The sequence below is a fragment of the Rhodopseudomonas rhenobacensis genome, assembly GCF_014203125.1.
In the GTDB taxonomy this organism is placed as follows: domain Bacteria; phylum Pseudomonadota; class Alphaproteobacteria; order Rhizobiales; family Xanthobacteraceae; genus Rhodopseudomonas_A; species Rhodopseudomonas_A rhenobacensis.
In genome coordinates, this window is the sequence record NZ_JACHIH010000031.1 from 53,629 (window position 1) to 66,445 (window position 12,817).

Below are 12,817 nucleotides of genomic sequence, written 5' to 3' on the forward strand. Positions count from 1 at the left end.
GCCGACGCTGAGCGCGGCTCAGCCGGCTTTCGCCTGCAGCTCCGGGCTTGCGAACAACGCCGCGTCCATCTCCCGCAACTGATCGGCAATCCGCAACGGCGCGAATTCCATCTGGCCGAGCACGTCGCGCCGCACATCGATGCCGGGCGCCACTTCGGTGAGGATCAGCCCCTCGGCGGCAACCTCGAACACCGCGCGCTCAGTCACCACCTTGGCGGTCTGGCCGCGGCCGATGCCGGATGCCACCGAATAGGTGATGTGCTCGACGTTGGGAACGAACTTGCGCACCTTGCCCTCTTTGACGATGCGCAGCTTGCCGTCGTCAAACTCGACCTCCAGCCCGCCGGTCGTGAACGTCCCGGTGAACACCAGCCGCTTGGCGTTCTCGGCGATGTCGATGAAGCCGCCGGCGCCCGGATTGGCGACGCCGAATTTCGAGACGTTCACCGTGCAGTGGGAATCGAATTGCGCAAAGGCGAGTGCCGCGAATTCGCACAGCCCGCCGTCGATGGCGTCGAACTGATAGATGCCGTCGAGGATCGCGTCCGGGTTGAGGTTGGCGGAGAACTGCCAGCCCGGCATTACAATGCCGCCGTAGGAGCCGTGCTCGGTAGTGAACCAGTAGTCCTGCAGCCCGCCGTCGATGAACTTGCCCTGCTCGGCCATCACCAGCGGAATATCCGCGGCCGCGCCGAAGCCGAAGATCGACAATTCGCGCTGCCGCACTTCCTGCGCGGCGCGCATCGCCACCACCTTGTCGGCCGACATCGGCACCGGCGGCAGCTGCGACAACGGCCGCCGCACGCCGCTGAAATACGCCGGATCAAACGCCACGTCGGTGGTCATCATCATCTGCGGATCGACCACCACGGCATCGACGAACATCCCGGGAATCCGCACCTCGCTCGCCGGCCGCGTGCCGTGGGCCACCTCGCGGCGAACCTGCGCGATCACCCGTCCGCCGCTGCCCTTCGCCGCCAGCGCCAGCGCAATATTCGAGGACACCAGCGCGTCGCTTTCGAACGACAGGTTGCCGTATTGGTCGGACGACGACGCGCAGATGAACACGGTGTCGAGCTTCCAGGCCGGATAGAACAGATAGTCCTCGCCTTCGAACGCGATGCGCTTGACCAGGTCGTCCTCGGCACACTCGGTGAATTTGCCGCCGCCGTTCTTCGGATCGATGTAAGTATCGAGCCCGACGCGGGTCATGTAGCCCGGGCTGCGGCGCGCCACTTCGCGCAGCCAATGCATCGTCGCGCCGATCGGCCAGGAATAGGCTTCGACCTTGTTCTCGCGGATCAGCCGCATCAGCTCCGGACGCTTGCCGGTGACCGGATCGACCGGGTTGATGTAGGAGCCACCGACGATCCGCTTCATCAGCCCTTCCTGGGCGACGTGATCCATCCCCTTGATGCCTTGCGCATCGCCGGTGCCGACCGGAAAATAGAAGGTGAGATCGCGTGGGCCGGCCTCGTTGCGGAAGCGATCGCCGAGCGCCTTCAACAGCGCATCGGGCGTCACCCAGCCGATCACGCCGACGCAGCCGAGCGTCGAGCCGTTGCGAATGGACGCCACCGCGGTTGCGGCATCGACGATCTTGCTCATGACTTCACCGTGAAACGCGCGAAGGTGGTTTTCGAACTAGGCGACTCGCAGTTCGATGCGAATTCGCGCGAGGCCGCTTCGTCGAGACGTTCGGCGTCGGCCATGATGAAGGGCTCGAAATAGCGCTTGGTCGACGCGACCGCCTCCGGCGGCACCGCCGCGAGCTGATTGGCGACCTCCATCGCATGCGCCAGCGCCGCGCCGGGCTCGACGAGATCGTCGACGAGGCCGATCCGTTCGGCTTCGACCGCGTCGATCGGCTTGGCGCCCCAGGTCAGCCGCCGCGCCCGCACCGGCCCGACCCGCGCCACCAGCGCGGCAAGGCCCCACGGCGGCAGCCAGCCGTTCGGCGCTTCCGGCAGATGCCAGCGCGCGTTGGAGGCGCTGACCACGATGTCGCAGCACGCAGCGAGGATGAAGCCGCCGCCGAGCGCGTAGCCTTCCACCGCGGCGATCACCGGCTTTGCGCGGTAGCCGATCGAGCGGGCGAACGAAGCCGTGACCGCTTCGTGATGGCACATCTCGCCGATCGACAGCCCGGCCAGTTCCTTGAGGTCGCTGCCGGCGCAGAACGCCGGCGCGGCCCCGGTCAACACGATCGCGCGTACTGCGTCGTCGTGTTCGGCCGACGCCAGGGCGGCGCCGAGTTCGGCGATCAGGTCGGAGCCGAGCGCGTTGCGGCGTTGCGGCCGGTCGATGGTCACCACCGCCACCGCGTCCTGTAACTGGTACTTGATCATGCTGAGGCGTCCTATTGGCCGATGCGCGCGCCGTCGGCATTCACCGCGGCGCGGACGTCGCGGCCGTCGATCTGGCGAGGCGCGAGGTTGTTGCGGATCGCCATCACGGCGGCGTGGCCGATGGCGTGGCCGTAGGCGAAGCACTGCGCGGTGACGCGGGCGGAAGCGACCGCCTCGTGCTCCGCGGACAGACAACGTCCGGCGACCAGCAGCCCTTCGCCGCGTTCGGGGACGAAGCAGCCATACGGCACTTCGTAGTAATCATTGAGCAGCCATTCGACCTTGGGCTTGGCGCCGCTGTGCAGCTCGATCGGCCACGGCGACACCGCGATGCCATCGGCGAATTTGCTGCCTTGCACGACGTCGGCATTCATCAGCCGGGTGACGCCGGAGACCTGCCGGGTCTGCCGCACGCCGACCTGGACGCCGGTGTCGTTGAGGAACGCATTTTCGCAGCCGACCAGGTTGTCGTGGAAGAATCGCGCGTATTCGCGCGCCTGCAGCCGTCCTTCGATTTCCGCGTCGGTGAAGTCGCGCGCGAACAAGGTGTTGAGCTCGCGGCCGTCCGCGCCGATGATGCGCGTGCAGTTGCACAACAGCTCGTTCGGCCGCGTGGTGGCGAACAGCCAGATCTTGGCGCGCGGCAGCACATAGTCGCCGGCATTGTGCTTCGCCTTGATCAGGTCGGAGACTTTTTCCGGCATGATGGTGTCGGCGCCGTATTCGGCGGTGAAGCGCTCGACGTCGACCCCCATCATCCGGAAGATCATCGTCGGGTTCTGCACCTTGCCGTGATCGCCGACGAAGTTCGGCAGCCCGGCCATCGCCACGACGTCAGCGTCGCCGCTGGCGTCGATCACGATCTTGCCGCGGGCGTCGAGCGGCCCCTGCTTGGTCCAGACCTGCAGCCCGGCGACCTTGTCGCCGTCCATGTGCACGCCGGTCACCACCGCATGAAACACGATGTCGACCCCGGCTTCGCGCAACATCGCATCGGCGGCTTCGCGCCAGACGTGGGGATCGTGCACCCGCGCCCAGGTCTTGCCGTACAGCACAGGATCGGCGAGGCCGCCCATCGCCTCGAGGCGGCGGCAGAACTCGTCGGCGAAGCCGAACACCACCTGCTTCGGCCCGGCGGCGATGTTGTCGGTCGCCTCATACAACCCGCAGACGGTGCCGGACAGGCCGGCGACCGCTCCGCCGCCGCAAAATCCGTAGCGCTCGATCAGCGTGACCTTGAGCCCCTGACGGGCGGCCGAAATCGCCGCCGCGACGCCCGCGGCACCTCCGCCCACGACCATGACATCTGCGTCTATCCGACTGGAATTACGACGGTCCAAGGCTTCCACCCGCTGATATTTTAGTGATGCATTATTGGTATCCTATAGCCGACGCCGCCCGCCCGCGCAACCGCTTTGGGTGGGCGTGGCGGGTGGCATTGGGGAGCCGGGCCGAGGCGTCGGACGAATGCCGCCGAGAAAAACCAGTTGATTTGGATCGCTTCGATCCAGTTTCAGATCGAAGCGATCAGGCCCATTTGCTAAAATGCTTTGGGTCCGTTGACGTAGTCATCATGTGAACCCATGACGCGGGGAAAAAAATGGGCAGCAGGCATTTGCTCGAAGGGCTGATAAAATTCTCAACGCGCGAGCCGTGGGTCGACCGGTTCGAGGAAATTCTGGAAGACCATCTCATACCCGCCTGCGACGAAACCGGGCTGGAGGTCGACGATGTGGTCGAGACAATCGGCCAAGATCTGTTCACAACCACGGTATGGGCCTGTGCTTTCGAAGACTTTCTGACCCGTGAATTCGACGACGGCGAGAACGTGGTCGACGATTATCTGAAGCGTCGGGGCTGGAAGGAGTCTGCGTCGGTTCGGGCCTATATGGCCGCACTGCGAGATTCGACGATGAGCCTTTACGAGGTGAGCGACATTGTCCGCGGCTCGTTTCGGGCGCGCGACCTGATCCGCGGCGGTGAGCCGGTCCAGATCATCGAGCGCAGCGCGACCGAAAGCCTCAAGCCATGGGATCGCATTGCCGCCCGCGTCGTTCAGGTGGGGGCGCAAATGCAGATAGCTGGTGGCGTCCTGGCATTCGACCATGAGACATCCGAAGCCTTCCTCGAAACCTTTCGGAGGCTCGACTCGCTCAGCATCGAGGAAAAGCGGGAGATTGCCGAGGCGGCGGAACTAGATTTCGACGAGGACGCAGTCTCGGAACTTTCTCCGACGGACAGGCTGCGCGCGGTGACGTCCATGTTCACGACCTTTTGGCTCATCGACGTGATCGATCGAGTCGAGGCACCGGAATTTCCCGAATTGCACAATTCCGAAGGCGATGAACTGGTGCTTTGCGAGGTGTCGTATCCGCTCGCCGCCGACACAACCAGCGACGACATCCGAGCCGCTTTGCAGACACGTCCAGATTTTCATTCGACAAGCCCGACGTCCTGGAGCTGGGTCGAGCAGGGCAAGCCGGCGGCGGCACGATTGGCGGACGGCGAGGCAGAGGGAAGATCGCTGAGCTTCGAAACTTGGCTGGACGACGGCGCGCTGGTGCTCGGCAATATCCGGGTGGAGGAGCAGTCTGTGGTGCTCAACGCCAACTCGCGACAGCGTTGCGATCGCGGATGCGCGCTGCTGTCCGACATCCTCGGACCGCGCGTCGGCCAACCTACCGTCAAGGCGGAATCGATCGAGCAAATCATGGCTTCACACGACGGCGCCATGCCCGATCCTCTCGATATCCCCGAGGAGCAGCAACGCGCCATCATCCACGACTACATGGACCGGCACTATCGCGACGCGCTCGACCTGCCGGTTGCCATGCTTGGAGGGAGGACGCCGCGCGCCGCGGTCACGACTGACGGCGGACGCAGCAAAGTCGTCGATTGGCTCAAGATGTTAGAAAACCACACAGCAAAGTCCGCCGACCCCAATAGCCCGATGGCTAAGTACAACTTCGGCTGGCTGTGGACGGAATTGGGCGTCGACGAACTGCGGCGGTGACCGAAGCGGACGAACGGGTTGAATGGGCAGGCACGTCGCGCTGCGCGTCTGCCAAGGCCTGTAACTCGAACAGCCAAGGCCTGTAACTCGAACAGCAGAGCGCTGCCGGCAACTGCTGAATTCGCGGTTTGATTCCGAATGGTGTGACAAATGGCGCGCCCGAAGAGATTCGAACTCCTGACCCCTAGATTCGTAGTCTAGTGCTCTATCCAGCTGAGCTACGGGCGCCTGTCGCGGTGTCTGCAGCGAAAGCGCCGCAGACCGCTTGGCCTGCGCAACGTCTGGCGTTGCGAAAGCGCGCCATAGCTACCGGCTCCGGATCGGCTTGGCAAGCGTTGAACGCGAAATCGGGCGGTTCGCCGGCCGGCGTCTTAGCGGGGGCCATTTGCCCCCGGCGACGCCGGATTCGGGCGAAAACGCCGGGGTTTTTCGGTGAATTCGCGACCGCTCAAGCCCCAAGGTCGCCCGGGAGGCCGGCGGAGCGGATCGGCTAGAAAAAGAAATATGACGAGAATTTTCGGCTGTCGTGACGGCGAGCGGCTCGCGGCCGCGCCGCGGCGTGTCCTCCGCCCCTTCGGAAGCGCGTCAGGCCCGCGCCCGTTCGCCGCGGATCGCCAGCAATTCCACCGGGCGGTCGGGGATGGTGATTCGGAACGTCGCCCCGATGGTGCCCTCGACCAGATGGATGTCGCCGCCATGGGCGCGGACCAGCTCGGCGGCGATGGCGAGGCCGAGGCCGGTGCCGCCGGCGCGCACCGAGCCCTGAAACGCCTCGAACAGATGCGCGCGAGCCTTCTGCGGCACGCCCGGCCCGGTGTCGGAGACCTCGACGATCGCCACCGCGCCCTCGCGGCGGCCGGTGATGCGGATCTGCTGCACCCCGGCGTCGCCCTGCGGATGGCCTTCCAGCGCCTGGGCTGCGTTGCGCACCAGGTTGAGCAGCACGCGGAACAGCTGGTCGGGGTCGGCGTCGATGGTCAGCCCGCGCTCGATCGAGCTCACCCAGGTGATCGAAGCGTCGGAGGCCAGGCCCGCGGTCTCCCGCACCTCGTTGACCACCGGCTCGATCAGCATCATGCGGCGATCGGGCGCGGCCTCCTGGGCGCGGCCGTAGGACAACGTCGATTGGCAGAACGCGATGGCGCGCTCCAGCGAGCGCATCAGCTTCGGCGCGAAGCGCTGCACCCGCGGATCCGGCACGCTGGCGAGCTGATCCGACAACAGCTGCGACGACGCCAAGAGGTTGCGCAGATCGTGGTTGATCTTCGACACCGCAAGCCCGAGCGCGGCGAGCCGGCTCTTCTGATGCAGCATCGACACCAGGTCGCGCTGCATGTCGGAGAGTTCGCGCTCGGCGACGCCGATTTCGTCGGTGCGCTGCGTCGGCACGATGATGTTGGCGGCGCTCTCCGGATTCTGGTGGAAGCCGACCAGATTCGCGGTGAGCCGGCGCATCGGCTGCACGAACAGGAAATGCAGCGCCAGATAGACCAGCGCCGCGGTCAGGATCGCGATGGTCAGCGACACCAGCAACAGATTGCTGGAGAACCGATACATCGCCTGGCGCAGCGGCAATTCGTCGACCACCACCTCGAGGAACTGGCCGCCGCCCGGCGCCGGGCCGATCACCCGGATCGCCTGGTTGCCGCTTTCCAACATCACCGTGAAGGAATCGACGATCGCCTCCCAGGGCGTGACGCTGCGCATGTCGACGTCGTGGTCGATCTGCGGCGGCAGTTCGCCGCTGGCCAACAGCCGACGCTGCTGTCCCATCTTGATCGCCACCGCACGGGCGCCGATGCTGTCGAGAATGTCGCGGGCCAAACTCTCCGGCACCATGCCGGAGGGCGAGGCGTCGAGCACCAGGGCGGCGGTATTGGCGGCCGCGAGCCGGTCGTTCAGCCGGTTCAGCCGGAAATTGGCGATCGCCGGCACATAGATCATGATCTCGGCGATCAGCACCAGCGGGATGGTGAGCAGCAACAGCTTGCCGGACAGCCCCAGCCATCGCCGGCGCCGCCATACGCGGACCTCGTCCTGCTCGGTTTGCGGTTCCAGTTGGTCGACCTTCCTGAAACTTTGGTCGCATAAGAATGCGCCCGGCACGGCCGGCGGTCAAATTACCGTTCGATCATGCGGCCCATGCGAAGATGCCGGATGATCGACTTCCGACCGCCCGGGCTCTTGAGGCTTCACTTTATATGTTGAGATATGATGGTGGTGTGGCGGGCGCGCGCACGCCGAATAGCCCGGCGTTGGAGGAATGCCGCCGGGACCGACGGCGTGATTGACGAAAACAGGACGCTCCCGTATAAGCCGCGCCAACTGTCCGCGATGGCCCGGCTCGACCGGGGCGGTTCAATTTTGGGCCGGAAACGGGCCATGTTTGGGCCAGCATCTCCGGACTTCATCACATTCCTCGGCTATTTGCCTGGTCAGCGGAGAACGACCCGTGAAGCGGACTTATCAACCCAGCAAATTGGTGCGCAAGCGCCGTCACGGCTTTCGCGCCCGCCTGGCGACTGTCGGTGGTCGCAAGGTCCTCGCAGCGCGCCGCGCCCGCGGTCGCAAGCGGCTGAGCGCCTGACGGGCGCCATCGAGATCTCATCATGGATCGGTTAAGGCAGCGGGCGGACTTCATCGCCGTTGCCAATGGGGCACGGATGAGCAGGCCTGCCTTCGTGCTGCAGGGCCGTGCTCGCGACGACGACGGCCCGATCCGGGTCGGCTTTACCGTGACCAAAAAAATCGGCACGGCCACCGAACGCAACCGAATCCGCCGCCGTCTGCGCGAAGTTGTTAAACGCGTGGACGGCGTAGCTATGCGACCGCACAACGATTATGTGCTGGTCGGCCGCCGCGCCGCGCTCGATCGCGGCTTTTCCGTCATGATCGATGATTTCCACGTCGCGCTCGAGCGAATCGGGCGGGGTCGACAATCCCGAACTGAATGATGAGACCTGACCGATGACCGACAACCGCAACACCATCCTTGCCGTCATTCTGTCGGGCCTCGTGCTGCTCGGCTGGCAATACTTCTTCAACATCCCGCAGATGGAGAAGCAGCGCGCCGCCGAGATCGCGAGCAAGAGCCAGACCGTGAACCCGGCGCAGCCGCAAGGCGCGCAGCCGGCCAATCCGGCGACGCCGGGCGCCGCGATCCCGCAGCCCAACGCCGCCAATGCGCCCGCCGGCTCCGCGCCGAACGCCGTGCAGCCCGCGCCCGACGTCCCGGTGGTCAGCCGCGAGGCCGCGCTCGCCGCTTCGCCGCGCGTCAAGATCGACACCCCGCGGATCAGCGGCAGCATTGCGCTGAAGGGCGCGCGGATCGACGACATCGCGCTGGTGCAATTCCGCGAGACCGTCGACCCGAAGTCGCCGGCGATCGAGCTGTATTCCCCGTCCGGCTCGGCCAATCCGTATTACGCGGAGTTCGGTTGGGTCGGCGCCGCCGGCACCAACGTCAAGATCCCCGACCAGAACACCCAATGGGAACAGGAAGGCTCCGGCAGCCTGACCCCGTCGACCCCGGTTGTGTTGAAATACGACAACGGCGAGGGCCTGACCTTCCGCCGCACCATCGCGATCGACGAGCGTTACCTGTTCACCATCAAGGACGACGTGAGCAATGTCGGCAACGCCCCGGTCACGCTGTATCCGTTCGCGCTGATCTCCCGCCACGGCACCCCGCACGTCGCCGGCTATTACATCCTGCACGAAGGCCTGGTCGGCTATCTCGGCGAGCAGGGCCTGCAGGAATACGGCTACAGCAAGATCGACGAAGCCAAGGCGGTGAACTTCAAGGTCACCAACGGCTGGCTCGGCATCACCGACAAATATTGGGCCTCGGCGCTGCTGCCGGACACCAACGCGCAATTGCAGGCGCGGTTCTCCTCGAACCTCGCCAACAAGGTCCGCACCTACCAGACCGATTATCTGCAGGACCCGCAGACCATCGCGATCGGCGGCACCGGCACCGCCAACGCCCGGCTGTTCGCCGGCGCCAAGGAAGCCGGCACCGTCGGCATCAACTTCCCGGCGCTGGGGCTCGGCGGCTACAACAAGGCGCTCGGCCTCAACCATTTCGATCTGCTGATCGATTGGGGCTGGTTCTACTTCATCACCAAGCCGATGTTCGTCGCACTCGACTTCTTCTTCCACCTGGTCGGCAATTTCGGCATCGCCATCCTGCTGGTGACGGTGATCATCAAGGTGCTGTTCCTGCCGCTCGCCAACAAGTCTTATGCCTCGATGGCCAAGATGAAGGCGATCCAGCCGCAGCTCGCCGCGCTGAAGGAGCGTCATCCTGACGACAAGGCCAAACAGCAGCAGGAGATGATGGAGATCTACCGCAAGGAGAAGATCAACCCGGTCGCCGGCTGTCTTCCCGTGCTGTTGCAGATCCCGGTGTTCTTCTCGCTCTACAAGGTGCTGTTCGTCACCATCGAAATGCGCCACGCGCCGTTCTACGGCTGGATCCACGACCTCTCGGCGCCGGATCCGACCAACCTGTTCAACCTGTTCGGCCTGTTGGCGTTCGATCCGACCCATCTGCCGGTGCTCGGTCACTATCTGGTGCTCGGCGCCTGGCCGATCCTGATGGGCATCACGATGTGGGTGCAGATGAAGCTGAACCCGGCGCCGCCGGATCCGACCCAGCAGATGATCTTCGCCTGGATGCCGCTGATCTTCACCTTCATGCTGGCCTCGTTCCCGGCCGGTCTGGTGATCTACTGGGCCTGGAACAACCTGCTCTCGGTGGCGCAACAGGGCTACATCATGCGGCGCAACGGGGTGAAGGTCGAACTGTTCGACAATCTGAAATCCACCTTCGCCCGCAAGAAGAAGGCGAAGGCGACCTGACGATCGCGTCGCCGACGCTGTGACCGGCTGCCAATGCAGCGGACGAAATCGGGCCTTGAGCTCACCACGTCATGCCCGGCCTTGTGCCGGGCATCCACGTGCCAGGACTGCAGTGCTCGATGACGTGGATGGCCGGGACAAGCCCGGCCATGACGCGGAGCAGGCAGCGCGATTCGCTTGAAGCGATAACGATGGCGACGTCCGTCGCACAACACATGAAAGCCTTCGCATGACAGACGACACCGATGCGAAGTTGATCGAACAGGGCCGCAAGCTATTCGCCGGCGACTGGCAGTTCATCTGGGCCTCGCCCTCGATCGAGACGCTGCCGCCGATGCAGGGCCTCGAAGTCGCCTTCGCCGGCCGCTCCAATGTCGGCAAGTCCAGCCTGATCAACGCTTTGACCGGCCGCAACGCGCTGGCGCGGACCTCGCATACGCCTGGCCGCACCCAGGAATTGATTTTCTTCGAAGGGCCTGAGGCTGCGAATTTCCGCCTGGTCGACATGCCGGGCTACGGCTACGCCTCGGCGCCGAAGGCCAAGATCGCCTCCTGGACCTCGCTGATTCACAATTTCCTGCAGGGCCGCAGCACGCTGGCGCGGGTCTATGTGCTGATCGACGCCCGCCACGGCCTCAAGGAGGTCGACCAGGACGTGCTCAACACGCTCGACAAATCCGCGGTGAGCTACCAGATCGTGCTGACCAAGGCCGACCAGGTGAAGCCCGCCGAACTGGCGCAGTGCCGCATCGACGTCGAAGCCGGCTTGCGCAAGCATCCTGCCGCCTATCCTGAGCTGCTGGTGACCTCGTCGCGCACCGGCGCCGGCATGCCTGAGTTGCGCGCCGCGATGATCAAATTGATCGGCGAGCGCAGCTGATGCGCCGCGATGTCGCCTTCCGCATCCTGATCGCGCTGGCCGGCGTGATGGGCGGCTGCGGCGTGGCGCTGGCGGCGATGGCGGCGCATCTGCCGGATGCCGCAAGGCTCGGCTCCGCCTCCACGATGCTGCTGTTTCACGCCCTCGCGGCGATCGCCGCCGTGCTGCTCGCCGAGCGCGGCCTCATTCGCGCCCTCCCCGGCCTGCTCGCCGCGGTCGGCTTCGTGATCGGCGCGCTGCTGTTCGCCAGCGACCTCACGCTGCGGCAATTCGCAGGCACCGGCCTGTTCCCGATGGCGGCGCCGAGCGGCGGCAATCTGATGATCCTGAGCTGGCTGGTGCTCGCCGGCGCCGCGCTGTGGCCGCGGCGGCGATGACGTCCCGTGTCCCGGGCGCGATGCGGCATGCAATGCCGCTTCGCAGACCCGGGACTGGTCCAGATGCTGCCTTCGTTACGGCCCCGGCTCTGCGGCGCATCGCTGCGCGCTGCGCCGCGTCCGGGGCACCTCTGTCGCAACCATCCGCCCCTAGGATCGCCGGCCATGAAATGCTAGCGCTCTCCCCGTCGAAAAAATCACCCCCGCGAATCGTGAGATCCCGTTCATGACCGACGCGCCCGAGATCAGCCCGCTCGATCAGGCCCGCATCCTGTCGGAAGCGCTGCCGCATATGCAGGAATATGACGAAGAAACCATCGTCATCAAATATGGCGGCCACGCCATGGGCGCCGAGGATCTCGCCAAGGCGTTCGCCCGCGACATCGTTTTGCTGGAGCAGACCGCGATCAATCCGGTGGTGGTGCACGGCGGCGGCCCGCAGATCGCCACCATGCTGAAGCGGCTCGGCATCAAGTCGGAATTCGCCGCCGGCCTGCGCATCACCGACGCCGCCACCATCGAAATCGTCGAGATGGTGCTGGCCGGCTCGATCAACAAGCAGCTGGTCGGCTACATCAACGAGGCCGGCGGCAAGGCGGTCGGCCTGTGCGGCAAGGACGGCAACATGGTCACCGCCGCCAAGGCGACGCGCACCATGGTCGATCCGGATTCCCGGATCGAGGAAGTGATCGACCTCGGCTTCGTCGGCGAACCCGAGAAGGTCGACCTCACGCTGCTCAACCAGCTGATCGGCCACGAGCTGATCCCGGTGCTGGCGCCGCTGGCGACCTCGGTGAGCGGCCAGACCTTCAACGTCAACGCCGACACCTTCGCCGGCGCGGTGGCCGGCGCCTTGAAGGCCAAGCGCTTGCTGCTGTTGACCGACGTGCCGGGCGTGCTCGACAAGTCGAAGAAGCTGATCCCGGAATTGTCGGTCAAGGACGCCCGCCGGCTGATCGCCGACGGCACGATTTCCGGCGGCATGATCCCGAAGGTCGAGACCTGCATCTACGCGCTCGAACAGGGCGTGCAGGGCGTGGTCATCATCGACGGCAAGACCCCGCACGCGGTGCTGCTGGAATTGTTCACCAACCAGGGCACCGGCACGCTGATCCACAAGTGATGATCGGATCGATCAGATGATCGCGTGGCGGCGGGCATGGACCTCACCTCTCCCCGCGCGCGGGGAGAGGTCGGATTGCGTAGCAATCCGGGTGAGGGGGCCTCTCAACACGTCAGACCTCGCGGAGGCGGGGGGGGGGGGGGGGGGGGGGGGGGGGGGGGCCCCCGCCCCCCCCCCCCCCCCCCCGCCCCCACCCCCCCCCCCCCCCCCCCC

11 protein-coding genes and 1 tRNA gene are annotated in these 12,817 nt (G+C 65.5%); 7 read left to right on the forward strand and 5 right to left on the reverse strand.

The genetic code is table 11. The features are described 5' to 3' along the window. Positions 1-18 precede the first annotated feature (18 nt). From HNR60_RS19520 to HNR60_RS19530, 3 genes are read right to left on the reverse strand one after another with little or no spacing between them, the layout of a single operon-like run. Positions 19-1,608: an acyl CoA:acetate/3-ketoacid CoA transferase gene (locus tag HNR60_RS19520; protein WP_184261072.1), complete on the reverse strand. Its 1,590-nt coding sequence runs from the start codon at positions 1,606-1,608 to the stop codon at positions 19-21. Further along, positions 1,605-2,348, reverse strand: coding sequence for an enoyl-CoA hydratase/isomerase family protein (locus tag HNR60_RS19525; protein ID WP_184261075.1), 744 nt, complete (start codon positions 2,346-2,348; stop codon positions 1,605-1,607). The genes HNR60_RS19520 and HNR60_RS19525 overlap by 4 nt, the downstream gene beginning before the upstream one ends. Positions 2,349-2,359: 11 nt before the next feature. Continuing rightward, positions 2,360-3,649: an FAD-dependent oxidoreductase gene (locus HNR60_RS19530; RefSeq protein WP_184261078.1), complete on the reverse strand. Its 1,290-nt coding sequence runs from the start codon at positions 3,647-3,649 to the stop codon at positions 2,360-2,362. Positions 3,650-3,948: 299 nt separating this feature from the next. Here HNR60_RS19530 and HNR60_RS19535 point away from each other — a divergent pair, with 299 nt between their 5' ends. Continuing rightward, a complete protein-coding gene (locus HNR60_RS19535; protein WP_184261081.1) occupies positions 3,949-5,361 on the forward strand; it encodes a DUF7986 domain-containing protein in 1,413 nt (470 codons plus the stop codon). Positions 5,362-5,512: 151 nt separating this feature from the next. On the opposite strand, the gene HNR60_RS19540 is transcribed toward HNR60_RS19535, so the two are convergent. Both HNR60_RS19540 and HNR60_RS19545 read right to left on the reverse strand, forming a co-directional pair. Next, positions 5,513-5,589 (reverse strand) — tRNA-Arg (locus HNR60_RS19540). A gap of 357 nt (positions 5,590-5,946) precedes the next feature. Further along, entirely contained in the window at positions 5,947-7,419 is a 1,473-nt protein-coding gene (locus HNR60_RS19545; protein ID WP_184261107.1) for a sensor histidine kinase, read from the reverse strand. A gap of 394 nt (positions 7,420-7,813) precedes the next feature. On the opposite strand from HNR60_RS19545, the gene rpmH reads away from it, so the two are divergent. From rpmH to argB, 6 genes are all read left to right on the forward strand, one after another. Next, a complete protein-coding gene (rpmH, locus tag HNR60_RS19550) occupies positions 7,814-7,948 on the forward strand; it encodes a 50S ribosomal protein L34 (RefSeq protein WP_011471298.1) in 135 nt (44 codons plus the stop codon). A gap of 22 nt (positions 7,949-7,970) precedes the next feature. Further along, complete coding sequence (gene rnpA, locus HNR60_RS19555) at positions 7,971-8,315, forward strand: ribonuclease P protein component (RefSeq protein WP_184261084.1); 345 nt, start codon at positions 7,971-7,973, stop codon at positions 8,313-8,315. A 13-nt stretch (positions 8,316-8,328) separates the two neighbouring features. Next, positions 8,329-10,224, forward strand: a complete 1,896-nt coding sequence (gene yidC, locus HNR60_RS19560; protein WP_184261087.1) for a membrane protein insertase YidC — start codon at positions 8,329-8,331, stop codon at positions 10,222-10,224. Positions 10,225-10,453: 229 nt separating this feature from the next. Further along, the gene (gene yihA, locus HNR60_RS19565; RefSeq protein WP_184261090.1) at positions 10,454-11,104 is read left to right on the forward strand and encodes a ribosome biogenesis GTP-binding protein YihA/YsxC; all 651 of its coding nucleotides are present in this window, start codon (positions 10,454-10,456) and stop codon (positions 11,102-11,104) included. Continuing rightward, a complete protein-coding gene (locus HNR60_RS19570; protein ID WP_184261093.1) occupies positions 11,104-11,481 on the forward strand; it encodes a DUF423 domain-containing protein in 378 nt (125 codons plus the stop codon). The genes yihA and HNR60_RS19570 overlap by 1 nt, the downstream gene beginning before the upstream one ends. 226 nt (positions 11,482-11,707) lie before the next feature. Then, a complete protein-coding gene (gene argB / locus HNR60_RS19575; RefSeq protein ID WP_184261096.1) occupies positions 11,708-12,604 on the forward strand; it encodes an acetylglutamate kinase in 897 nt (298 codons plus the stop codon). The last annotated feature ends 213 nt before the right edge of the window (positions 12,605-12,817 follow it).